Source organism: Microbulbifer mixtoriginis (SeqCode), from assembly GCF_052468275.1.
In genome coordinates this window covers 4,727,855-4,750,905 of the sequence record NZ_CP174341.1, presented here as the reverse complement: position 1 = coordinate 4,750,905, position 23,051 = coordinate 4,727,855, and the positions used below count along the sequence as shown (strand labels likewise).

Annotated in this window: 19 protein-coding genes; 6 read left to right on the top strand and 13 right to left on the bottom strand. The window is 50.7% G+C overall.

The genetic code is table 11. The features are described from left to right. Window positions 1–6 precede the first annotated feature (6 nt). The 5 genes from ACJJIC_RS20730 to ACJJIC_RS20710 form a co-directional block, all read right to left on the bottom strand. Entirely contained in the window at window positions 7–2,097 is a 2,091-nt protein-coding gene (locus ACJJIC_RS20730) for a PEGA domain-containing protein (protein ID WP_444908702.1), read from the bottom strand. Between the two features lie 275 nt (window positions 2,098–2,372). Further along, entirely contained in the window at window positions 2,373–3,926 is a 1,554-nt protein-coding gene (locus ACJJIC_RS20725) for a tetratricopeptide repeat protein (RefSeq protein WP_445357772.1), read from the bottom strand. A 95-nt stretch (window positions 3,927–4,021) separates the two neighbouring features. Next, window positions 4,022–5,245, bottom strand: coding sequence for a hypothetical protein (locus ACJJIC_RS20720; protein ID WP_444908704.1), 1,224 nt, complete (start codon window positions 5,243–5,245; stop codon window positions 4,022–4,024). Window positions 5,246–5,262: 17 nt separating this feature from the next. Continuing rightward, complete coding sequence (locus ACJJIC_RS20715) at window positions 5,263–6,420, bottom strand: hypothetical protein (RefSeq protein ID WP_252084576.1); 1,158 nt, start codon at window positions 6,418–6,420, stop codon at window positions 5,263–5,265. Window positions 6,421–6,586: 166 nt separating this feature from the next. Next, the gene (locus ACJJIC_RS20710) at window positions 6,587–7,882 is read right to left on the bottom strand and encodes a tetratricopeptide repeat protein (RefSeq protein ID WP_252084577.1); all 1,296 of its coding nucleotides are present in this window, start codon (window positions 7,880–7,882) and stop codon (window positions 6,587–6,589) included. Between the two features lie 586 nt (window positions 7,883–8,468). Here ACJJIC_RS20710 and ACJJIC_RS20705 point away from each other — a divergent pair. From ACJJIC_RS20705 to ACJJIC_RS20695, 3 genes are all read left to right on the top strand, one after another. Continuing rightward, window positions 8,469–9,536, top strand: coding sequence for a branched-chain amino acid aminotransferase (locus ACJJIC_RS20705; RefSeq protein WP_445357771.1), 1,068 nt, complete (start codon window positions 8,469–8,471; stop codon window positions 9,534–9,536). Between the two features lie 372 nt (window positions 9,537–9,908). Then, a complete protein-coding gene (locus ACJJIC_RS20700; protein ID WP_252084579.1) occupies window positions 9,909–10,505 on the top strand; it encodes a Yip1 family protein in 597 nt (198 codons plus the stop codon). Between the two features lie 184 nt (window positions 10,506–10,689). Further along, window positions 10,690–11,625, top strand: a complete 936-nt coding sequence (locus ACJJIC_RS20695) for an alpha/beta hydrolase (RefSeq protein WP_445357770.1) — start codon at window positions 10,690–10,692, stop codon at window positions 11,623–11,625. Between the two features lie 15 nt (window positions 11,626–11,640). On the opposite strand, the gene ACJJIC_RS20690 is transcribed toward ACJJIC_RS20695, so the two are convergent. Next, a complete protein-coding gene (locus ACJJIC_RS20690; protein WP_444908708.1) occupies window positions 11,641–12,126 on the bottom strand; it encodes a hypothetical protein in 486 nt (161 codons plus the stop codon). Between the two features lie 256 nt (window positions 12,127–12,382). Between ACJJIC_RS20690 and ACJJIC_RS20685 the strand changes: the two genes are divergently transcribed. Both ACJJIC_RS20685 and ACJJIC_RS20680 read left to right on the top strand, forming a co-directional pair. Continuing rightward, on the top strand, window positions 12,383–13,684 hold the full coding sequence (locus tag ACJJIC_RS20685; protein ID WP_444908709.1) for a parallel beta-helix domain-containing protein: 1,302 nt from the start codon (window positions 12,383–12,385) through the stop codon (window positions 13,682–13,684). Next, window positions 13,677–14,831, top strand: coding sequence for an SO2930 family diheme c-type cytochrome (locus ACJJIC_RS20680; RefSeq protein WP_445357769.1), 1,155 nt, complete (start codon window positions 13,677–13,679; stop codon window positions 14,829–14,831). Before ACJJIC_RS20685 ends, ACJJIC_RS20680 begins: the two co-directional genes overlap by 8 nt. 92 nt (window positions 14,832–14,923) lie before the next feature. Here the strand turns inward: ACJJIC_RS20680 and ACJJIC_RS20675 are convergent, their stop codons facing one another. The 7 genes from ACJJIC_RS20675 to rsxA form a co-directional block, all read right to left on the bottom strand. Further along, entirely contained in the window at window positions 14,924–15,634 is a 711-nt protein-coding gene (locus tag ACJJIC_RS20675) for a TetR/AcrR family transcriptional regulator (RefSeq protein ID WP_445357768.1), read from the bottom strand. A gap of 354 nt (window positions 15,635–15,988) precedes the next feature. Then, window positions 15,989–16,702 (bottom strand): electron transport complex subunit E, encoded by a 714-nt coding sequence (locus ACJJIC_RS20670; RefSeq protein ID WP_444899076.1) that lies wholly within the window; start codon window positions 16,700–16,702, stop codon window positions 15,989–15,991. Continuing rightward, window positions 16,702–17,406 carry an electron transport complex subunit RsxG gene (gene rsxG / locus ACJJIC_RS20665; RefSeq protein WP_444883777.1) on the bottom strand — a complete coding sequence of 235 codons (705 nt, stop codon included), beginning with the start codon at window positions 17,404–17,406 and terminating at the stop codon, window positions 16,702–16,704. Before rsxG ends, ACJJIC_RS20670 begins: the two co-directional genes overlap by 1 nt. Continuing rightward, window positions 17,406–18,458: an RnfABCDGE type electron transport complex subunit D gene (locus ACJJIC_RS20660; RefSeq protein WP_444908711.1), complete on the bottom strand. Its 1,053-nt coding sequence runs from the start codon at window positions 18,456–18,458 to the stop codon at window positions 17,406–17,408. The genes rsxG and ACJJIC_RS20660 overlap by 1 nt, the downstream gene beginning before the upstream one ends. Next, entirely contained in the window at window positions 18,458–20,605 is a 2,148-nt protein-coding gene (gene rsxC / locus ACJJIC_RS20655; RefSeq protein WP_444908712.1) for an electron transport complex subunit RsxC, read from the bottom strand. Before rsxC ends, ACJJIC_RS20660 begins: the two co-directional genes overlap by 1 nt. Beyond that, the gene (gene rsxB / locus ACJJIC_RS20650) at window positions 20,602–21,216 is read right to left on the bottom strand and encodes an electron transport complex subunit RsxB (RefSeq protein WP_252084588.1); all 615 of its coding nucleotides are present in this window, start codon (window positions 21,214–21,216) and stop codon (window positions 20,602–20,604) included. The genes rsxC and rsxB overlap by 4 nt, the downstream gene beginning before the upstream one ends. 9 nt (window positions 21,217–21,225) lie before the next feature. Next, entirely contained in the window at window positions 21,226–21,801 is a 576-nt protein-coding gene (gene rsxA, locus ACJJIC_RS20645; RefSeq protein ID WP_444883780.1) for an electron transport complex subunit RsxA, read from the bottom strand. Between the two features lie 354 nt (window positions 21,802–22,155). On the opposite strand from rsxA, the gene yghU reads away from it, so the two are divergent. Beyond that, the gene (yghU, locus tag ACJJIC_RS20640) at window positions 22,156–23,031 is read left to right on the top strand and encodes a glutathione-dependent disulfide-bond oxidoreductase (RefSeq protein ID WP_444910995.1); all 876 of its coding nucleotides are present in this window, start codon (window positions 22,156–22,158) and stop codon (window positions 23,029–23,031) included. Window positions 23,032–23,051 lie beyond the last annotated feature (20 nt).

Here is a 23,051-nt window from a genome sequence, read left to right as displayed (position 1 = left end):
CCTTCTTTAATTAATCCAGCGCGCGACCCTAAATCCAATATCATTGCGGGGAGCTTCGCCATAATCACGGTAAGATAAACGCAGTTCGGTTAACCCTGAATGACGCCAGCTGGAGCCGCGAATTACATGGTAGTCGCCATCCTGTGGGCCAATCGGATTTTCTTCCAGGCGCGATGAGAGTCCGGTACCAATGGTATAGAGGTCGTGAATCCACTCAGAAACATTGCCACCCAAGTCGTATATACCAAGAGGATTTGGACCGTAACTGCCGACGGGAGCTGTGGCTGCATAGCGATCGCTATAGGTACGTAATACTGCCGGGACCAGCTTGGCAGCGTGGCTGTCGGCATAGTTACCAGAGTTGGCGCCGATAGGTAGCTCATTGCCCCAGGGGTATTTACGCATGGTGCCCTTATCATAGCGTGCCAACCAGGCCCATTCGGCTTCTGTGGGAAGACGATAGCCATCTGCCGCTGAATCAAACCCAACTATTTTGCCGCGCTCGGTTAGGTATACAGGGTTAAGACCTTCACGTTCACTGAGCCAGTTGCAAAATAAAGCCGCATCGGCCCAACTGACATTGACGACAGGCAGGTTGTCATTATCCAGGCTAACTCCATTCACATGCCTTGAGGTATGCATACGTTTAAAGCGTCTGAATTCTCCATTAGTGACTTCGGTGGCTCCGATATAAAAAGGACGATTTAGAGCGACTTGGCGCATCACCTCATTGGCACGGCGCCCTTGTTCACGTCGTGAGGATCCCATAGTGAATACAGCATTGGGGCGCATCAACTTCATGGTTCCATTCGCGCCATGTTGATAGGATGCCGGAACCTGCTGCCAGCGAGCCTGCTCTTTGGTCAACAATACTGCGCGTACCGTCTGCTCCAGCTTGTCGCTTGGGATTACTCTGGTATCAAATGCTTGGTAGCCATTCTTCCTCACTTCAATTTTGTGACTTTTCGTTGGGAGGTTGAATGACTGTCCGCTTTTACCCGCATATTGCCCATCAATATAAACCTCTGCATCAGTGGGTACACTCGTTACAAATACCCTACCGTACACGGCGTTTAAGTTAACGCTGAGATCCCGTTCCATTCCGGCGGAAAGGTCTATGGTGTGTACTACAGAGGCGTAACCTTCTTTAAAAAAGCGTAATCGATGAGCTTCTCCTGATGACAATTCAAGTTCAAGAGGAGTGTGTCCGCGGAACTCCCCATCAACAGTTACACTAGCGCCTTCGGGAATTGAAACAACTCGTAATAGTCCATCGGCTGGGCCCAGATTTACCGTGGGAAGGGCTTGGTCCACACCGGCGGTAACGGCTATTGGGACATCGACAGTTTTATGTTCTGGTAGGGAGATGGAGACAACCCTATCCCCTTGCACCAGCTCTGTATTGAGAGGTGTTGTGCCAAGAGTTTTTCCATTGGAGGTGACAGTGGCACCTGGGGGATTACTACTAATACGTATATTGGCCCAGGCTGGACGAAGTTTTGCTTGCAAGCGATGAGTGTTGTCGAGTCCCTCGACTTTGATTACTTGGGTATAGGGGAGATAACGATCGGAGAGAATTGTTACCCGAAGGGAACCTGGACGTATATTTTCCACCAGTCCGTTTGTATTGGGCACTTCACCGCCATTGATTATTATTTTGACTGGAACCGGGGGGTCTGTTTCAACTTGCAGATGGCCTGGCAGCTTATCCAGGGTCACTGCATGGCGGCTGTGCCCATCGCTGCCGACTTCAACCTCACCACTCTTGGATAAATAACCATCTGCACTGATGGTGTAACTGTAGTTGCCGGGAAGCACCAGATGTCCATCTCCCAGTGGCAGGGCAAAGCCATTAATATTGACTTTTGCATTGTTAGGCACGGTTTCAAATATGAGGGAGCGGGCGATGACTAAGTAGGTCAGCGCCAAGAGACTTAATAACAGGCAGGCCGCTACTACCAGTGCACGCTTGGACAGGAACAGGCGAGCACGGTTAGAGCTGACTTGAACCGGTGTGAAACCTATAGGTTCGATGAGAGGTGAGTCATCGACTACAGGCTCATTATCACGAACTGAGACCGCCTCTTTCACTGCCATTTACACTTCCCTATTGCTGTGTCGTTATGGAGTTATCGCAATAATCTGGCACCGATGAAATACGCGCTAAAGCGCAGCCGATACCAAGGCTGGGTTTGATGTTTTTTTGTGTGAAATAAAGCTTAGCTCGCTGCCACCGGAGGGTTGGCGATCAGCGAGCCGTTTGTCACAGAACACCTCTTTTCCTGTGAATGAATCTTCTGATTCATCTCAGGATTTGCCCCTTGCGAATATCTTCTTTATTGGATTTTCATCTCGCTCAGGGGTTCTTGTCTTCAGCTATTATTAGCGCCGTTTACTTTCTCTGCGCACTGAATGACCACTTCGGTGACAGGTTTTCCGGGTTTTACAATGAACTCACGCCGTACATCCCGATACCCATCGCGGGTACCAATGGCTGTGTAGCGACCGGGTTTTAAGGCGATTTCTCGTTGGTCAAAATTACCCAGACGTCCAACATGGTAAATCGTGACACTGGTACTACGATCGGATTTGAAACGAACGGGTAGAGGTATCAGAGCTTGGGTAAGCGCATTTTCTAGGTCTTCTATTTGCTGAACTAAGCGTGGTGTTTGACCGTTTACTTTACGTGCATCGGCTAAGACAGTGCGGGCAAAGTGGTTGCGCTTACCTTCACTAAGGGTAAGGGGGTCTTTGAGTAATTCTTGTAACTGATCATCTAATTTGGCCCTGGCAGAAGAGCGTGCCTTCCCCGTAACTGCAGCAACCAGGCTACTATCCTTTTTCAGCAAGGCCGTATAACTTTTAAGAGCATCACGCCAATCTTCTTTTTTTTCCTGTGAGCGTGCCAAGCTCAGTAGTTTATTAATTTTCTCCCGCTCCATACCATTTTTTGCCTGCTGTAGGCCGATGGTCGGTGCTTTAGCAGTAGGCTTTAATGCTTGCGCTTGATTGAAGAATTGTTTAGCGGATGTGTAATTTTTATCGGCAATCGCTGCGTAGCCAGAAGACATAGCCTTTTGGTAGTCTCTCTCAGTGATTTCTATTTCAACCTTTGCCAGTAATGCTTGAGCTTCAACAGTCTCAGGGTCAACCGAGAGTGATTGCTCAAGAGATGACTTAGCCTGGTCTAGGTCGGAATCGGAGTAGGCGTCTTTTGCCTGAATATATCTCCACCAGGCAGAGGGTAATTTATCGGTCCGCTCAAGTCCCTTGAGACCTCTTGGGTGATCTTTAGAGATAGTAAGTACTAGATTAAATGCATCTAGTGCAGAATCCTTATCCCCTATATCCAAAGCACGTTTACCCTCGCTAAGGTGTAACTCAATTCGCTCGGGAATACTGTCACGCAATGTCTCTAGTGCTTGTAAGGATTCCCGGTACTTTTCCAGGGCTTGCATGAATTGTCTTTTTCGATAAAGGCTATCAGCCTTTAGAGCTAGGTCTTCAGCGGAGTAGTAATCTTCGAATGCCCATAACTCAACTTGACGTTCTTGTAGCTCCTCTTTAAGGGCGAGAATATCTTGCAGAATTTTTTGCACATCCCTGCGTTGCTGCATGATTTCAGCATCGGAGTAGGGGGATGCGTGTGCCGGATCTTCCTCTGGTGTATTTATTGTTTTGGCAACAGCCATTTTATCGGTTTGTAATTTTGGAGTTTGCACAACTTGGGGAAGTCCCCAGAAAACCCCTACCAAGCCACTGAGCATTACTGCCCCCAGCAAAAAAGGCCAGTATGAATTTTCCCTTTCCGGCTTGTCAGTTTTAGGGCTGGTTTTCTTGGGGATGCGAGCTTCCTCACCGCCAAAGCTAAACTCTGCGGGCTCGATCGGAGTTGAATCTTCCTTGGTGTTATTGCGGTGCTGCATAGTGATTCCGCCGTTTTATTAAGTTACCCAGTGAAGATCTTGGGTGCTTGCTAAGGGTTAAAATCTGACCGGTTTACCTCGATAAGGTCTGCACTTCATATACTGGTTTCGGAAGACGCTGTTTCGGCTTCATAAATTTCTTTCAAGATTTCCCTCCACTGACGATATTGGTTCTCTACTGTGCCGCTCAGGGTGACGGTGCGATCTTCCAGTTCGACAATTTGTGGTTCGACTTCAGCCTCCATTGAGTCTCCCAATTCCTGCAGAGCTTCCAGATGCATCTTGGCATCTGCGCGACGATCAAAGCCGCTCTTAATTAAATAACCGCCAGCACCAATACCTACCTGTCCCGCAGCCTGGGCACTGCCTCCTCCTGCACCGGCTGCGGCGATACCGCCGATAATGGCCGCGGCTCCCATGATGGTGTGGTTGCGGGCTTTACGCTTGAGTTCGCGCATTTGCCGAACTTCCTCATAACTCCGTGCTCGCCACTCCTGGTAGGGTACTTCCATGGTTTTGGCAAAAGTGCCGTAATATTCCTGTAGTGTGTCCACAAATAGATAATCGCGCTCACGGATTTTTCGTACTCGCTGCAACATAGGATCATTTTCTGCAGGTAAAGCGCTCAGGTAGTAAATACCTTCCTGGCTTTGCTGCAGATAGCGCGTAAAGGCTTCGGGGGAAAAGCTCCTGGCGAAGCGCATCTCAGAGATAGTGCGGATTTCAGCAATCTGTTGATTGGATAGCCCTTGTCGATAATTCAACATGTCATTGGAAACCCGGTTATAGATTCCCTGAAAGGCATCTCCTTCAGTAGGGTGCTTACGATCATAGGCGTAGTGAGAAGCGTATTCCGAATATTCCTTGGTAAACCAGCGTTGACCACGGGAATCGGTAACGGTCACTTCCATGGTGAGAATTTCACCATCGGATTGGATTATTTTTCCAGAAACCGTTACATCAATATTGGTGCGGGCAGATGGGATAACTCTCACTGCCCCCCAACCCAGGCTGGACTGCAATGAGTCAGCCAGGGTGACTGCCATAAAGCGGGACTCAGCCTGGCGTAATTCGGGAAAGACCAGGGTGTCTTCGTCAACTTCAACAGTGTCTATACCGGGATCGAACTGGATAACGCCGACGTCCAGCAGGCGCTCTTCCGCAATATTTTTGTCCTCAATGGTGAGGGGGGTAAATGCAGTAGTTCGTACTTCGGTTGTGGTACATCCGCTAAGTAGTACTAGCAGTAACCCAGCAGTTATCAATGCGAGCCGAGCTGTAAATAAACAGCGATAGTTTTTTCGAGTTAAAAGTGCCATCTATGCGTCCTCTGTAACTACTTCGTCGCATTTTTATATTTTCGATACTCTTCCCAGAGCTTTTCCCGTAATTCAGGATCGGTCTCCCGTGTGGCGGCTTCACGAATTTGTCTTGCCACTACATCGTCATCGGTACCACTGGGAATATCTGCAGGCACCACTGGCTGTGAGCCGCTGTGGTTGTACTCCCCTTGGCGCCCCTTAGTGGGTAAACCGGGGCCTGTTACCTGGCCGCTGGAATTGTTTTGCTGTGGGCCCCCGCCGCTGGGTGCTCCGCTTCCGGGTGGAGGGGGGATTTCGGCTTCCGCAGATTCAATGAGATCTTCCAGTGATTCTCCCGGTGGCGCTTCATCCATTGCCTCTTCCTCGCCCTCTTTTGAAGCGGAACCAGGCCTGTTACGGACATAGTCCCGTTCACGCAGGATCATGCCGTCGTAGCTCACCATGGTGGATTCGAAGCGGCCCTCAAGCTCTGCGACTCTCTCCGCGGCTGTACTGGGAACTTCATTGGGCGCACTGCCAGCGCGAGTAGAGCCATTACTGGGTTGACCGTTGGTGGACGCATTGCTATTTGAGGCCGAACTACTCGACGAGGAGCTGTTCGAGGAAGAACTACTTGATGAGGAGCTACTTGAAGCCGAAGCTGTTTGCTCCTCCTCGGAGAAGTCGATCTCATCCGGTGGGGTGCCGTCCTGGCTAGAAGAGGGATCTGGAGGCGTACGTCTTTCATCCGGAGATTGCTGTGAATCACTGTAGACAGGGGATGATGGAGAGCGATTGCGGGAATCTGCCTCCGGCATGCTATCACCTGCTGAGGGTTCACGGGAGGAACGTTGATTTTCACTGGAAGCTGTTCCGGACTTTTGTTGGGACTCTCGCTGTGCCGTTGGCATATTCGCGCTGGGTTGGCTCGAAGAACGACTACTGGGTTGCCCACCACTGCTACTGGACTGTGACTGGCTAGAGCTCTGTGAACTACTGCTAGAACTGCTGCTTGATGAGGCGCTGCTCTGAGACTGAGATTGCGAGCTGGAAGAGGGCATCGCCGGTGGTTGCGATTGGGTTTGCTGGCTTTTACATCCAGTAATCACTGTAGTCAGTACAACGACAGAGAACAGAGTGTGCCAGCTAATGCCCTGGCGGTGACTTTTTCGTACCGCTTTCCGAGTTGTCATCTCTTTTCTCCTAGAAGGGCTTGGCGTTATGCCGGGAGGCCGCGATCAATTCTGCGACTCCCCAGCTGCCCGGAAAATGGCTGGTGTGGAAATTTAAAAGTAGTTGTTATTTGATTATTTGCGCGCTCTCCACAACACATCACTCAGTGTCTTTTCAGTGAATCACTCAATCGAAAACAAAGCGCTGAACAATACCGCGTGTTGCTACCGCTTCACCATCTTCAAAGCGCGGCCGGAATTTGGCGCGTTTAAGTATGTTTCGGACTTTGGAGCGAATCTGTACTTTATCGGATGGGTAGGCTCTGAGGATTTTAATATTGCGTGCTTTGCCAAAGGCAGTGACATCGTAAGAAACAGTGATATGTGAGTTGGCCAGGGCTTTGCTTTCCGATTCCAAAATCGGCAGGGCAGGAAGTGCAATCGGGCGACCAAAAATATCCTCAATTTCATCGCTGGAGGCACCATTGTCCCACAGAGATTTATAAGCCTCTCCATAAGTGCGGCGCGCGGAATGCCATTTATTGAACATCATATACCAGTCGCCCAACTCGACTTTTGCTTTTGCAGATGCGGCCGGGGGTGATTGAGGGTTGCGCTGGTAGACATCGACGATTCGGGTAATCGCTTTTTTGCCAGTATTGAAGCTCTTCATTCGATAGTGATCTACCATACTGCGCTGACTTACATCGGGGCCGCCGCCAAAGCTGGTATTGACGACGAGCGGCGCCTGGGCCTCTCCTTTGTAATTGGCGAGATAGTAATTCGTTGCTTTCAGCCCGCGTAGTGCGTCCACTAGACGCAGATCGTTGGAGCCAAAATTTTTGCTGATGATATCGACCGCGAGGGTGTAGAGCTTGGTGGCGTTGATTAGGTGCTCGACCAGAGTCTCACCTTTCTTCTCAACATAAGATTGTAGGTGCCAGCGACTCAGGTTATTGATTACAGGCAACATCCGCGGATCTTTTTTACCGTAATTTTTTTCGTGCAACCAGTAGAGATACTGTTGGTTGTCGTTGGCTTCTTCCCATTGATTCAACGCAATCTGGCTTTCTATCAAGCGTTCAATCATCGGTATCTGACTGAGGGAATAGAGGCCCTCATTCACTCTATTAACTAACATTGCACGGCGGAATTCGGTGGCGGCTTCCTCATGGGCTCCAGCTTTCTGCAGTGCAGTGGCCAGGCCCAGCAGCTGCTCATCAATACCGATACCATAGGCACCATACTCAGCTTCAAGATCTTCAATGCGTTCACGATAATATTCGACAGCCTCTGAGGGGCGCAGCTGTCTTCGGTTTTTTTTCAGCGGTTTGGAAGCGGCTTCAATAAAGGCCTGGGGAGGGCCTTTCGGATCTGGATTCGCAGTGGCGTCATCTGCGGCAATGGCGCCGTTACACAGCAGTGCTGTGGCTGTAAACATCAAGCCGATAGCAAGGCGATTGCAGGTATCTATCTGTGTCACGATTGAACCACTTCCATTCCGGTTTACTTTGCCCACAGCTGTGCAATAGGCCTTAGCCATCACGCAGGGGTGTGGATCTCGTCTCCGCCCGATCGCCGGAAAACCGACAGATACGGTGGAAGCTCTCTCCTGAAATGTGGTTCTGTTACAACTCTGAAGGCACGTCTTTTTTACTCATAGCCGCTCAGAGAAGCCGCATCCGGAGGCTTATTTTTGCGCTCCTGGCTGCGTATTAAACAGTATAGCCAGCACAGTCTGTCATCAGAGGGATTGTGACGGAGACTTCAACCAACCGGTGAATAGGTTACCGGGATGCCTGCGGGCACTCTTTCGGTTTAGCAGCTGGGGAGAAATAGCAGTGCCGAAGGTCGGCAAGTAAGTGCCAAAAATTTTTAGAGTAAATTTAAGTGACTACTCGATGGCTCTGCGCTGCAGGGGTAAGAACAGGAGTATTTGGATTTTCATCCTATATGAATAGGTTTGATTAGGTGAAAACGGCTAAAGCCATGGGGTCTGTGGTCACTACATTTGGATTGCTGGCCGGCAGGCGCCATAATCAGCCGATTCGAATGAGAGGAGAGTGCCGGTGAGCATCAATATCGATCCCGAAGTGGCCGCAAGCCTGCGTGGATATGAAGTACCCGAGAGGCTGGGCTTCGGGACGGCAATGGCCCCTATAATGTTTCGTGCAGTTTATCAGGACGGTTGTTGGAGTCAGGGTGAGTTGATTCCCTATGCACCCTTGTCGATAGATCCTGCAGCAAAAGTGCTGCACTACGCTCAATCGTGTTTTGAAGGAATGAAGGCCTACCGGACCCAGGCTGGTGGTATTGCTCTATTCCGTCCCGAGAAAAATGCTGAGCGAATGGCCTATTCTGCCAAACGCTTGTGTATGCCCCCGGTGCCAGAATCCCTGTTTCTCGGTGCCGTGCGTACTGTTGCTTCCTATTGTGCCAACCTGGTACCCGGTAATAGCGGCGAGTCTCTCTACTTGCGGCCGTTTCTGATTGGCACCCAGGCGGACCTTACCGTATCTGCTAGCAGCTCTTATGAGTTCTATGTGATTGCCAGTCCCTCAGAGGCTTACCACTCCGGTAGCATGCGTCTTTGGGTGGAGAGGGAAGATGCACGCGCCGCAGTGGGTGGCACAGGGGATGCCAAGGTTGGCGGTAACTACGCGGCCTCTCTATTGAGCGTAGGGCGGCTCAAGGAGCGCGGTTATGATCAGTCTCTATGGCTCAATCCGTCTGACCGAAACAGCGTAGATGAACTCTCTGGCATGAACTTCTTTGCGGTAATTGAAGGGACATTGCATACGCCAGCACTGACCGGCTCCATCTTGGAGGGTATTACCCGTTATTCACTATTGGAGCTGGCCGAAAGCCTGGGCTACCAGGTCGTAGAGGAGTCCATTCCGGTTGATCGATTACTCAGCCAGATAGCTTCTGGCAGCTGCACAGAGGCTTTTGCCTGCGGTACTGCTGCTATTATCAGCCCTATTAGCGTTATTGGTGATGCAGAGCATTGCTATGAGCTGCAGCAGGCTCCAGGTCCTGTGGCCGAAGCTTTACGTCAGGCGCTTCTTGATATTCAAGAGGGGCGGACAGAGGACCGCTTTGGCTGGATGCAGACTGTTGAACCTGCGAGCTTCTGAGCTTATCTAAATAATTAAAAGTAACCGGCTGTGGGTTGGTGGCTGGTTACTTTTTTAATTAGCGAAATTAGCATGGCAGCATTTGATTTTTCTCTACTTCTGCCTCTTTCCCTTTAGTCTGGGGTTGTTTGGTATCACCTCACGCTTTAAAAATGTTTCCGCGAGAAACGTGCATGTAAGCATTCCCGCCAATCTCTTTTCTACGGTTGACTTGAACGACTGTTGCTCCTACAAGTAACTCGATACAAGAAGAAACGCACTGGAGCTTTTGGGGTGGCCTTTTGGTAGTACCTTCATATTGACCGGCAGTTCCAAGATCAATTTGACTAGATAGGTCGCACTCAGAGTTCCCTAGAACCTGAGGAAAACAGAATGTTGACCCATATGTTCGGCCTGATGCTCCAACCTCGCAAGCAGTGGGAGTTGATTAGCTGCCTCCCCGAGAAAAAACTTCGCCGACAAATCTCCTACGTTATTATTTTGGCACTATTCCCTGCAATCGCCTGGTATTTTGGCACTACTCAGGTGGGTTGGAGTATCGGCAATGGGAATCCGGTAAGAATAACCGGCCAGAGTGCGTTGGAATTGGTAGCGGTTTTCTATTGTACGATGGTATTGGCGGTTGTCTCAATTGGTTACTTAATTCACTGGATGGCGAGAACCTATGGTGCAGAAACGCACCCGATGAAAGGTGTAGTCGTGGCAGGGTTTACAGCGACTCCAATATTTTTGGCAGGTATTGCGGGGATCTATCCGGTGTTGTGGTTGGATATTTTGTTGGCAACTGTGGCGGTAGCTTATGCGGTGTATCTACTTTACCTGGGGATTCCTATTGTTATGGGTGTCTCAGAGGAGCGAGGATTTCTTTTTGCCAGTGCAATTATTACTGTTTCCCTGGTTATCGCTGTAATAATTATGGTAGGCACGGTATTGTTCTGGAGCTATGTGTCCGCTCCTGTTTTCCACTGATTTTATTTTTCACAGATCACTACCTGTGAATTTTTGTGTTTATCTGCCAGTCGGTTTTACTTGAGCCGGCTGGCTTACCCCTTCATTTATCAGCTTGTCTTGAATCAATTTTATCTCAACTCAATTGTAATATTCCTTTTTGCACCAAAACACTATGGGTGCTGTTACTCTTTGGAGGTCTCTTTTGAGGAAAGTAAATCCGAACCTCTCTGAATTTCTCAGAGTATGCAATGAGTTGTTATCAGAGCGTACAGCCAAAGGTCATGCCTTTAGTGTTATCGACTCTCGCGAGAGGTCGGAAAGGATAATACAGGAATATGTTACAGACATCCCAGACATTGACCAGGTGATAGATGATGAAATCTATACCAGTGGATACAATGTCCCTGTGAGGATATTTAACCCTAATTCGAGCTTGGCACTACCGGTTCTTTTATATCTGCACGGGGGTGGTCATATGCTGGATAGTGTTAAAGCCTATGACCCTATTTGTCGTAAAATGGCGATAGCTACACAGCATATTGTGGTGGCACCAGAATATCGGCTTGCTCCAGAAAATCCTTATCCAGCCAATATTGAAGATACTTGCGCTGTAGCTCGTGGAGTTTGGGCGAGCCTTTCCCGACACAAGATCGACTATCAAAAGTTACTCTCAGTAGCGGGAGACTCTGCAGGTGGTTCTTTATCGGCAACTTTGTCGCATATAGCACAATTTGACACTGGCATTTATATAGACAAACAAATTCTCATTTATCCTTGTGTTGACTATACGGCAGGCTGTCAATCTTACCAAAAATACGGGAAAGGATATTTTCTAGAAGCTGAGAAATGTTACTGGTTCTTTGAAAAATATTTCCGGGATGGCCAGTGTAGAAAGTCGGCATCTCCACTTTATATGGATTTTACTCAAAGGCTGCCAAAAACTCTGGTGATAACAGCAGAGTTTTGCCCCTTGTGTGATGAGGGTAAACTTTACTTTGAGAGGGTGAGGTCAGTTGGTGTGCACGCTGAATATATACACTTTGAGGGTGTTATACATGGATTTTTAAATGTTGAAGATTTGCTCAAAGATATTTGTGCAGATGCTTATGAAAAAATAGGTAGGTTTCTGAACAGCTAAATTATTGTAAATTCTTCAGCCAGGCTTGTAATGGTACTTAAGAATATAGCCATTGCTGAGCTCCAATTGCTCAGAAGCTTCTTTTCCAATAGTGAGTTCAATTTCAGTGATCGCATTGATTATCTGTGTGGGCTCGACATCAATGCATTGAATACTCATTGAATAAATGGCACCTTCTTTACTGTCAACAGAATATTCAATAACTTGCAGAAAAAGACTACCTGTCCCATATAAGATTTTAATGCCGGGGCCCTTTAATAGGGGGATAGTATATTTTACAGCCCCCCAGGGGCCATCGCAGCGAATTGCCTGGTACTCCGAGGGCGCTGTTTGGGCAGATGTAGACTTAGATTCCTTACTTAGGGTTAATTTACTCAATATCTGTCGAGTATGAAACTGCCATCCCTCTGGGGTTGTAATCTCAATCTTTAAAGTCGGTTGAGCAAGCACCTGAAAACTTAGAAGGGCAAATGGCATTAAAATCAACTTACGAAATTCCATCTTGATTGCGATTCCTTAGGGAATGTGGGGTACGGGCAAACGTGCTTTCAATAATTGGTTGCATGAAGCGCCAAGCTGGTACCCTATATGTTTTCTAGTCTTTCAAATAATAATAGTGTCTTGAAGGGTATCTAGGGGTCAGATAGTATGCAGAAGCTTGCCTAGCAAGTTTTTTTGCGCGACTTAATTGGTACATTCGTACCTACCAAAGCCAGATGTAGTAGCTACAAACAATAATTCAAACAAAGGGTGAAGCATGAAGACCTTGTCCTACATCGGGGTGGCTCTCACGTTATTACTAGTCTCCGCCTGCGGAGAGAAGAAAGCCCCTCAATCAAATCCTGCAACTAATGACGTTGATTTTCAGAAAAAACTGTTGAGGCAACTTATTGCTGCTAAGCCAGGTGATGTCATTATTGTTCCTGAAGGGGAATTTCAGATTGATCGTAGTCTTTCTCTAAATGTTGATGATGTCACTATTCGTGGTATGGGAATGGATAAATCTATCCTCTCATTTAAAAGTCAAATTCAAGGGGCTGAGGGACTGTTGGTCAATGCCAACGATTTCACGATAGAAAACTTGGCAATAGAGGATACGGTGGGTGATGCCTTAAAAATTAATGAAGGGCAAAACATTATTATTCGTAATATTCGTGTTGAGTGGACTAATGGTCCATCTACAGAAAATGGTGCCTATGGAATTTATCCGGTGCAGACACGAAACACCTTGGTGGAAGGTTCAGTAGCTATTGGCGCCTCAGATGCTGGCATTTATGTCGGTCAGTCTCGCAATGTGATTGTGCGAAACAATCGCGCTGAGTTTAATGTGGCGGGCATCGAAATAGAAAATACTATCGGTGCTGATGTGTATGGTAATGTGGCAACCAATAATACGGGGGGTATTCTGGTTTTTAATATGCCAAATTTGCCTCAGCCTGGGCATAGTACGCGTATTTATGATAACGATATATTTAAAAACAATGTAAAAAACTTTGGGCATGAAGGAACCCCTGTGGCTGCAGTTCCTGCAGGATCGGGTATCGTGATTAATTCCAATGATCAGGTTGAGATATTTGATAACAAGATTGCGGATAATGATACTGCTAATATTATCGTGAGTAGCTACTTTACTGCGGGTTATTACAGCGATAAGTCGACTCAGGCAGACTTCGATCCATATCCGGAAGGTATTTATATCTATAACAATCACTTTGCAGGAGGTGGTTCATCACCAGACCACTTGGAACTTAAGGCGCTAAAGTTAGCGCGTTTTGGACTGGGTGGAAGCTTGCCCGATGTACTTTGGGATGGTGTTGTGGATAGCAAGAAAATGTTTGAGGGCGCCCTGCCAGACCACCTTCGGCTATGCATTGACAACACGGATGTGGGCATATTGAATATTGATTTCCAAAATAACTATCAGAATATTTCCACCGATATTTCTGCTCATCAGTGCCGTCTGAAAAAGCTACCAGAGGTCGTTTTGAAATTTGACCGGCCAGATAAAGAAAAAAACGCGGGAGATCATTTGGCTGTCTTGGAGGGGGGGAATGAATAAGTGGAAATGTTTGGTGGGCTCTTTCCTTCTCCTTATTGCTACATTAATGGTCACCCTTAGTGGCTGCGAGAAAGCCCAAGCCCCAGTTCAACTATTTGCCGAAGATGCTATTCCTGAGAGGCTTAGTGACTGGAATCTGGTCAATATTATTGATAACGGTTTGACCCCCAACGCAGGTGTGCTGCCGTACGATTTAAATACTGGGCTTTTTACCGATTACGCCCATAAACTGCGAACCGTGTGGATGCCCGCAGGCACCTCGGCAGAGTATGGTGAGGAGCAGTTTGAGTATCCGGTGGGTACGGTACTTACCAAGACTTTTTACTATCCAAGAGGAGAGGGTGATACAGTTCTGCGCACCGATAATTTTACTCGGGACTACCTGGAAGGGCGCAGTGGAGAAGCTTTGGATATGCGGGCTGTGCGCTTGATTGAGACCCGTCTGCTAGTAAAACGTCAGAGGGGCTGGCAGGCGATCCCCTATATTTGGAATGCGGCTCAAACTGAAGCCGTTTATGAAATCGCTGGTGATACCACACATTTTAAACTGGTGAACGACTCTGGGGATGTCTCAGAATTTACTTATGTGGTGCCCGATGCCAATCAATGCGCCGGTTGCCATGCTGACAACTTTACTGGAAAGAAGATTTCCCCACTCGGCCCGAGAGCAAGACACTTAAATCGAGATTTTACCTATCTTAGTGGAACAGAGAATCAGTTATCCCACTGGCAGAAAGTGGGATATCTGAAAGGGCTTCCCGCGCTGATATCACTACCAAGCCAGGCTAGTTATGCAGATACTTCAAAATCGCTAGAAGATAGAGCTCGTGCCTACCTCGATATCAACTGCGGTCACTGTCATAACCCGGCCGGTGCCGCTGACACATCGGGGCTGATGCTTCATCACAGTGAAACAGACTGGCGCAAGATGGGCTTGTGTAAACCACCAGTAGCGGCGGGTACTGGCAGTGGAGGGCGGGTATTTGCCATAGTACCGGGAGAGCCGGATCACTCAATTTTGAATTTCCGTGTAGAGTCCAGCGATCCGGGCGCGATGATGCCGGAGTTAGGGCGAAGTTTGGTACATGAAGAGGGGGTGAGCTTACTACGCCAGTGGGTGGCGGCTATGTCGGGAAGCTGCTCATAGTGCAGTGAGTGATATCAGGCTGGCCATTTAAGGAAGAAGGCGGCACAGTGTTTGGGCACCGTGCCGCTAACCTGTGAGATAGTCTTTATATTTCAGCCGTATGCTGCGGTCTCGGTAACTTGGGTAGCTGTTGCAGGAATTAAGCCGCGAACCATCATGGTGACTGTGCGCTCAAGCAATGGAGAATCCAGTGCAATGGAGCCACTTAAAATTTCATATTCCAACTTGAGAATAGTGCCGTGAGCGATTTGCGCAGCGGCTTCTGGATCAACAACTCCCAGCAAGTGGAAGAATTCCTGAATTAGGGACTCTCTCGCATGGCTTGACATGCGTACCGCCCGCGTCAGTTGCTCGTTGCGCAGCGCCTCATTGCGGAAGGCCAACTCAACCAAACGGCGGTCACGATCTTCAGCCTGGTTGCGCACATGTGTGAGGATGAAGCGGGTGAGCTGCTGCACCAGCAGTTTGTGACTACTACTCGATGCGCGCTCTTGTGAAGAGAGGTTGCGAGCCGCATTGAAACTTTCTTCTTGAAGTTGGCGTGTGCTTTCCAATCCCTGCTCAACGAAATAAGTGAATGAATCACTGATCAGATCGTTGAGGTCTTTAAAATAGTAGGTAGTGGCGGCCAGTGGTACATTCGCTTCGCGAGCTACGGCGCGGTGGCGGATACCGCGAATCCCCTCTTTTACGATTAGTCGCAGGGTGGCCTCTAGGATGGCCTTGCGGCGCAGGCGGCTGTCGGCTCGCTGTGCGCGGCGGCCGTGATAGACCAGATCAGACTTTCCATTGTCTACAGTCATAGCAGTATCCCTGTTCTTTTTGTGTTGGCTCCGATCGCTCTAGCAAGCTGTTCGGTCGTGCCATTCTAGCCAAACGAATTCAAAAAGAGAGAATAAAGCTATTACATTCGATTACACGAAGATTGCACAAGTCAGAGGCTTCACTTGTGGTTTTTCTACGTGAATCTCCTCAATATGGTGCACTTTTGTATAGGGGGCTTTTATTGAATCAGAAAATAAAGATTTAGGCGTCAATCCTAGGTCTTTTTCTCACCGGAATATGACAATTACTCGGCAAGTGGGTCAGCGACAATCGAATAGCTTTCGCTACACTAAACGATTGTCGTAGGGAATAAGGGCTTGTTTGGGGCAATCTTAAGAGATTTTTCCAGTAACGCGCACCCGTTTGGAGCCAGGTACAATTCTGATTTGCTGACTGCGGCGCCGTTCAATACCCGTATCAATAGCATTTTTCGCTGCAATCAGTAGACCGGCTACCAGAAATGCACCGGGCGGTAACACCGCCACCAGCACACCGGGATAATTACTTCCCAGCAAGTTTAGGCTCCAGTCTTTGGCCATAGGCCCCAATAGCAAATCCATATCCGAAAACAAAGTGCCCTGGCCGAGTATTTCCCGCACGGCGCCGATAGCAATCAGCACTGCGGTAAAGCCAACCCCCATCATAAAACCATCGACCAGTGACGGCAGTACTGGATTTTTACTGGCGAAGGCATCGGCGCGGCCGAGGATGGCGCAGTTGGTAACAATCAATGGAATAAAAATTCCCAGCACCAGGTAGAGCTCATAAGTGAAAGCCTTCATCAAGAGTTCGACACAGGTGACGAAGGTGGCGATGATCATTACCGAGGCGGGTAAACGCACGGTGTCGGGCATCTGTTTCCGTACTAGGGAAACTGCCAAGTTGGAACAGGTGAGTACACCAGTGGTGGCGAGCCCCAGACCAATAGCGTTGACCACTGAGCCGGTAACTGCCAATAAGGGGCAGAGCCCCAAAAGCTGAACTAGGGCGGGGTTATTTTTCCAGAGTCCGTTGTGGGTAATTTCTGCGTAACCGGGGGTCGCCATTAATTCTGCTCCGTATTGGGCTGAGCCTCATCAGTATTTTCCGCTTCAGGATTTTCCACCTCAACGGCTCGCTTGGACACCGGTGCACTGAATATTTGCTGATGGTTGTTGGCGACAAACTCCAGCACCTGATGTACTTCAGCAACCACTGCGCGGGGGGTGATCGTTGCACCGGTAAATTGGTCGAAGACCCCGCCATCTTTTTGAACTCTCCACTCACTAGAGGGAGGGTTTTTCAGTGAGAGGCCATCGAACTGAAGAATCCAATCACTTTTTTTAAGTTCGACCTTATCACCAAGGCCCGGCGTTTCGCTGTGGCTGGTGACCCGTACACCAGCTATGGTGCCATCGCGGTTGACGCCTACCAGCATTTTGATCGGGCCTGAGTAACCGTCTGGTGCCACCGCCGGTACAATGACCGCTGAAATCTTACCGTCTTTGCCACGCGCTAAGTTGATATCGCCACCCTGAGAGAGCCCTAGTTGATTCCAGTAGGTCTTGGGAATTGGATAGGTGTCCACAAGTAGGTCATTGCTGTGGCGATCCAGAGGAATAATTTCCAGCAGGGCTTTGGCAGAGGCTGCGCGTATCGCCCGTTCAATGGGCTCTCGGGTGGTGATCTGGGTCACTGCCAGAGTGCCTGCAGTGACCAGGGCAAACAGGGTCAGCACAACGGCATTGGTGGCCATAGACTGCTTGAGCATCAGTGCTCCTCCAAGTCAGTAGCGCGACGCGCCCGCTTGTGACCATAAGTGCGTGGCAGGGTGTAATTATCAATGGTGGGTGCGGCAAAGTTCATCAGCAGTACCGCAAAGGCCACGGCATCCGGGTAGCTGCCCCAGGCGCGGATAATATAAGTGAAGAGTCCAACACCGGCGCCGAAGATCAGGCGCCCCTTATTACTGGTACAGCCACTGACCGGATCTGTGATGATGAAAAAGGCCCCGAACATGGTAGCGCCGGAGAACAGGTGCAGCAGTGGTGAGCCCTCGGAAAGAGAGCTGCCGCTGTCGTAGAAAAACAGAGAGATCAGGGTCAGGGTTGCGAGCATGGCTACTGGCGCGTGCCAAGTGATAATGCCGCGAAACAATAGAAAAAGCCCGCCCAACAGGAACCCGAAACTGATGGTTTCCCAGCCGGCCCCGGCAAAAGTCCCCTGGCTGAAAACCGGTTCCATCTCGTAGAGTTGTGACAGCAACACTGACTCGTTGAGGCGCACGATTTCCAGGGGGGTGGCACGGGTGAAACCATCCACGTTGTAACTGCCAAAGACCAGGGAGATGGCCTCGCCAATATCCGGTGCACCACCGATCACATCCGCCGCGCCAACCCAGCGGGTCATATCCACCGGGAAACTGATCAGCAAAACCACATAACCCACCATGGCTGGATTGAAAGGGTTGTACCCCATGCCGCCATATAGCTGTTTAGCCAATACGATGGCCACGGCGCTGCCGACTACCGGCAACCACCAGGCACAGTATGGAGGCAGAGCAATGCCCAGTAAGAGTGCCGTGACCATGGCACTGTAGTCACGCAGGTAGAAAGCCACGGGTCTGCCCCGCAGTTTCATGATTGCGGCTTCGCACAGCAGAGCGGTAATTACAGAGAAGGCAATATTGATCAACACGCCGATGCCGAAATAAATCACCATGGCCAGAACACCTGGTGCGGTGGCGGCCGCTACCTGCAACATCACTTTGGCCGTGTTATCGCCGGAGCGGGCGTGGGGGGAGGTGGCTCGCATCAAGGACATTACTGGCGACCATCCTGTGCGGCTTTTTGCTCTTGCATCTTGTCTTCCAACTTTTTCTGCAGCTTTTCCAAGGCAGTCTCAAAGGCCGCCAGGTTGGCATCATTTTCATTTTTGGCTTTTTGCAACCTTGCCTCGGCTTTGCCGAGACGCTTCTGCAGAGCCTCGATATCTGCGGCGAGTCGCTCGGCATCGCTCATTTGAGAGCGAGCTTCTGCCGAGGCACGCGCCTTAGTGATAGCGCGCACGGCGGCACTGGTCTCTTCCTGGCTGGGTTCCCTGGCGGGATCGCGATCGGCGCGACGCCTGGCCAGGGTGAGCTTGTGTTCGGCTTCCTGCAGTTTTAACTCGGCAGCCTTGAGTTGGGCTGCCAGCTGGTCGCGTTGGCCTTCTTCTGCGGCCTCCACCTTATTGCGCAGGCGTTCGACGCGGCTTTCGGCGCTGGAGAAGGTGCGCTGGGCACGGGCGAGCAGCTGCTGGGGATCTTCCTGGCGGGATTTAACCCGGGCCAGGGCAGCGGCGACGATATCTGCTTGTTGCTTGCTCTCTTTGGCTTCCTCGGACTCAGGGCTCTGCTCGCGCTGTTGGCGCGCCAGTTCGGCTGCCTTGCGGCGTGCCTCACGTTTGGCTTCTTTTTCTTTCTCGGCCTTTTCCAGACGGAGCTTGCGGAACTCAAAACGATCGCGGGCGCGGTCGGACTTTTCTTTCTCCTCCTCCGCCAAGCGTATTGCCCCTTTGGCAGCGCGGTAATACTGCACCAGCGGAATCGTACTGGGGCAGACATAGGAGCAGGCGCCGCATTCGATGCAGTCGAACAGGTTATAAGCTTGCAGCTTTTCGCGCTCATCGGCGCGTGCATACCAGTACAGCTGCTGTGGCAGCAGTGAAGCTGGGCAGGCCTCGGCGCAGTAACCGCAGCGAATACAAGCCTTGGCTACCGGTGCTGGTGGCAACTCCTGGTTGGTAGGCACCAATAGGCAGTTGGTGGTTTTGACTACAGGGGCGCGCTCATCGTCAATGGTGTAACCCATCATGGGACCACCGATAATCACCTTTTGCATCTGGCCGCGGTGGATACCGTGGTGTTTGAGAATATGGTGAATGGGAGTACCGATGGGCACATCGATATTGCGCTGGCGCTCCAGGGCTTGCCCAACAACTGTGGTTACCCGGCTGATTAGAGGTTCACCATAGCGAACGGCGCGATAAATGGCCCTGGCGGTACCCACGTTCTGGCAGACGATGCCGACATTGGCCGGCAGGCCCTGATTGGGTACTTCGCGGCCGGTGAGAATCTGGATAAGTTGCTTTTCCCCACCAGAGGGGTACTTGGTGGGGAACACCACGATATCAAAGCGGGTATCTCTGGCGGCTTCGCGCATGGCGGCAATGGCCTGCGGCTTATTGTCCTCAATCCCGATCAATACGCGCTCGGGCTCATCAAGGATATAAGAGATGATGCCAATCCCGGCGATAATCTCTTCAGCGCGCTCGCGCATCAGCATATCGTCGGCGGTAATGTAAGGCTCGCACTCTGTCCCGTTAATGATCAGTGTGTCGATTTCCGCCCCGCCGTGGGGATCGAGCTTTACCGCGGTGGGGAAGCCCGCACCGCCCATGCCGGCGATGCCGCAGTCGCGAATTTTCTCCAGAAGCTCAACAGGCGAAAGCTGGGTGTAATCCTCACAGGGTTGCAGTTCACACCAGTGCTCCTCGCCGTCGGTACGGATCACAATACTGTCCTCGGCGAGCCCCGAAGGGTGGGGGACGGCGCAGGGCTCTATGGCCATGACTTTACCGGAACTGGGGGCGTGCACAGGGCTGCTGATCAGGCCATCCGCCTCGGCAATTTTTTGGCCCTTTAGTACATCATCGCCGAGTTTGACCAGGGGCAATGCAGTGGCACCACTGTGTTGCAGCAGAGGCACAATCAAATCCTCGGACAGGGGAATGCTGCCAATGGGTTCGCCGGTACTCTGTTGCTTGTTTTCCGGTGGATGTACGCCGCCGTGGAAATCGTTGGGGCGCAGTTCCCGCGCCTTTTCGCTGGCGATTAGTTGTGCCTCGCGGGCGGCGCGACGCTCCTCTACCGCTTCGCGCCGCTGGTTTTTTTCCTGTAGCGCTGTGCGGTTTTCATTTTCGGGGTTCAAACTGCACCTCCCCGTTGATCTGTTTGCTGCGGGCGACGGTCGGTGGCAATCAGCTGGATACCGTCTTCGGGCTTTTGTGGATGCCAATCTTGTAGCGGCATATCTACGGGCACCATATCAATACAATCCACGGGGCAGGGCTCTACGCAGAGATCGCATCCAGTACATTCGTCGGCAATTACGGTGTGCATATATTTGGCTGCGCCGGCGATGGCATCCACCGGGCAGGCCTGAATGCACTTGGTGCAGCCAATACATTCGGCTTCGCGAATAAAGGCCACTCTTTTTACATCTTCGACCCCGTGCTCTGCATCCAGGGGCATGGGTTCCATATCCAGCAGGTTGGCCAGCTCGTTGATGGTGGCTTGACCGCCTGGGGGGCATTTGTTGATGGCGTCGCCATGCACAATTGCTTCGGCATAGGGACGGCAACCGGGATAGCCACACTGCCCGCACTGAGTTTGCGGCAGCAGGGCATCGACCTGTTCTACCAGAGGGTCCCCCTCCACCTTAAAGCGAATGGCGGCAAATCCCAGCAGGGCGCCAAACACCAGAGCCATACCGCCGAGTACCAGCAGGGGGGAGGAAATTTCAGAAATCCAGTCCAGCATCACGTAACCCTATACCAGACCGCTAAAGCCCATAAATGCCAGGGACATCAGCCCTGCGGTGACCATGCCAATAGCGGCGCCGCGAAATGGCAGCGGTACATCCGCGGCAAACAATCGCTCGCGCATGGAGGAAAAAAGAATCAATACCAAGGAGAAACCTACCGCGGCGCCAAAGCCATACAGGGTGGACTGTATAAATGTGTGGGCCTTCATGGTGTTTTGCAGCGCTACGCCCAGTACGGCACAGTTCGTGGTAATTAGCGGCAGAAAAACGCCCAAAACCTTGTACATCAGTGGGCTGGTTTTTTCGATAAACATACGGGCGAATTGCACCACTACCGCGATCACCAGAATAAAGGAAATAGTGCGCAGGTATTCGATGCCAAAGGGCTCAAGCAAATAGGTATTCACCAGGTAAGAGCAGATTGAGGCCAGTGTGAGTACAAAAGTGGTGGCGCCAGCCATACCCACGGCGGTCTCCAGTTTGTTGGAGACACCCATAAAGGGACACAGCCCAAGAAACTGCACCAACACATAGTTGTTGACCAGGATGGTGCTGAGCAGGATGACTGCAAATTCGGTCATATCAGGTCCGGTTGAAGCCCAGGAACAAAATGATGCTAGCGCCTTGGCGGAGTCGAGGTGCCCCGGTGAGAGGCAGAGGGCCTGGGGCTCCGTCGAATGTCGCGCAGGGCCGGTATTATGGGTGAGTCGCGGGGGGCCTTCAACTCAGTCGGGGATCTTCTGGCAGCAGAGGACCCCTGCAAGGCGCCAAGCTAGGTTCTGGCTTTGAGAATAGTGGGTACCTCTGGGCTAGTGCGCGATGCTTGCGAGAGGCGATTTAAGGTTTCCATGGATTTATTGGCGCGACCCTTTACTCTCGGGGAGTATGCCCTTATCTCTATTGGATTAACCCGTAACACCAGTTGGAGCTCTGTAATGCCGGATCAACCCTATACTCCGCCCAAGGTTTGGAAGTGGGATGCGGAAAGTGGTGGGCAGTTTGCCAAAATTAACCGCCCTATAGCGGGTGCCACCCATGATAAAGAATTACCTCGGGGCAAGCACCCGATGCAACTGTACTCCCTGGGAACCCCCAATGGTGCCAAGGCTACGATTATGCTGGAGGAGCTTCTGGCACTGGGGGTTGAAGGGGCGGAATACGATGCCCACTTGATTCGCATCACTGAGGGTGAGCAATTCGGCAGTGGTTTTGTGGATATCAATCCGAATTCAAAGATCCCAGCCCTGGTGGACCACAGTACGACACCACCAATTCGGGTTTTTGAAAGCGGATCAATTCTTCTGTATCTGGGAGAGAAATTTGGCGCCTTTCTGCCGCATACACCGGAGCAGCGTACCGAGACTCTCAATTGGCTGTTTTGGCAGATGGGGGCGGCGCCCTATCTCGGTGGAGGCTTTGGGCATTTTTATGCCTATGCGCCCGAGAAACTGGAGTACCCCATCAATCGTTTTGCCATGGAGGTAAAGCGGCAGATGGATGTATTGAACCGGCAACTGGCTAAGCACCAGTTTATCGCTGGGCGTGAATACACCATTGCAGATATAGCCATCTGGCCCTGGTACGGAGCCCTGATCCGTAATGAGGCCTATGATGCCAGTGAATTCCTGCAGACCGAGAGTTACAAACACCTTGTGCGCTGGTCTGATGAAATTGCACAGCGACCGGCGGTACAGCGTGGGCGTATGGTGAACCGCACCTGGGGGGATCCCAGTAAGCAGCTTCATGAACGCCATGACGCCAGTGATTTTGATAAAAAAACCCAGGACAAAATGGCGCAAAAAGACAGCTGAGCAGGATTGAATGACAGTTT

Coding starts and splice junctions, on each gene's coding strand:
- ACJJIC_RS20730 (WP_444908702.1), bottom strand. CDS start 2,097: ATGGCAGTGAAAGAGGCGGTCTCAGTTCGTGATAATGAGCCTGTAGTC.
- ACJJIC_RS20725 (WP_445357772.1), bottom strand. CDS start 3,926: ATGCAGCACCGCAATAACACCAAGGAAGATTCAACTCCGATCGAGCCC.
- ACJJIC_RS20720 (WP_444908704.1), bottom strand. CDS start 5,245: ATGGCACTTTTAACTCGAAAAAACTATCGCTGTTTATTTACAGCTCGG.
- ACJJIC_RS20715 (WP_252084576.1), bottom strand. CDS start 6,420: ATGACAACTCGGAAAGCGGTACGAAAAAGTCACCGCCAGGGCATTAGC.
- ACJJIC_RS20700 (WP_252084579.1), top strand. CDS start 9,909: ATGTTGACCCATATGTTCGGCCTGATGCTCCAACCTCGCAAGCAGTGG.
- ACJJIC_RS20690 (WP_444908708.1), bottom strand. CDS start 12,126: ATGGAATTTCGTAAGTTGATTTTAATGCCATTTGCCCTTCTAAGTTTT.
- ACJJIC_RS20685 (WP_444908709.1), top strand. CDS start 12,383: ATGAAGACCTTGTCCTACATCGGGGTGGCTCTCACGTTATTACTAGTC.
- ACJJIC_RS20680 (WP_445357769.1), top strand. CDS start 13,677: ATGAATAAGTGGAAATGTTTGGTGGGCTCTTTCCTTCTCCTTATTGCT.
- ACJJIC_RS20675 (WP_445357768.1), bottom strand. CDS start 15,634: ATGACTGTAGACAATGGAAAGTCTGATCTGGTCTATCACGGCCGCCGC.
- ACJJIC_RS20670 (WP_444899076.1), bottom strand. CDS start 16,702: ATGGCGACCCCCGGTTACGCAGAAATTACCCACAACGGACTCTGGAAA.
- rsxG (WP_444883777.1), bottom strand. CDS start 17,406: ATGCTCAAGCAGTCTATGGCCACCAATGCCGTTGTGCTGACCCTGTTT.
- ACJJIC_RS20660 (WP_444908711.1), bottom strand. CDS start 18,458: ATGTCCTTGATGCGAGCCACCTCCCCCCACGCCCGCTCCGGCGATAAC.
- rsxB (WP_252084588.1), bottom strand. CDS start 21,216: ATGCTGGACTGGATTTCTGAAATTTCCTCCCCCCTGCTGGTACTCGGC.
- rsxA (WP_444883780.1), bottom strand. CDS start 21,801: ATGACCGAATTTGCAGTCATCCTGCTCAGCACCATCCTGGTCAACAAC.
- yghU (WP_444910995.1), top strand. CDS start 22,156: ATGCCGGATCAACCCTATACTCCGCCCAAGGTTTGGAAGTGGGATGCG.